The sequence below is a fragment of the Variovorax sp. AC103 genome (genome assembly GCF_979254005.1).
The window spans coordinates 1-240 of record NZ_CEEDFC010000099.1 but is presented as its reverse complement, the minus strand read 5'-3'; the positions used below and the strand labels follow the sequence as shown (position 1 = coordinate 240).

Below are 240 nucleotides of genomic sequence, written 5' to 3'. Positions count from 1 at the left end.
GGGGTCAGTCCCAGGAAGCTGATCTGCGCATCGGTGGCGGTGGCCAGGTTGGTGTCGCTGTCGGGGGTCATCGTCACGGCGCTCAAGAGCCATGCGGGGGCCCAGTCCGGGTAGGTCTCGCGCAGGCAGGTGGTGTAGGTCACGTGCCGCGCCACCGACACCTTGGCATCGACGACGTCGATGCGCTCGGCCGCGCCGTGCGCGCCTGTTTCCAGCAGCGGGTAGCGCACGTGGTCGAAG

The 240-nt window shown here is 69.2% G+C and carries 1 pseudogene; it reads right to left on the bottom strand.

The window, feature by feature from the left end:
• A pseudogene (locus tag AC0IYU_RS34960) lies at positions 1-240 on the bottom strand (LPS-assembly protein LptD); the annotation flags it as partial.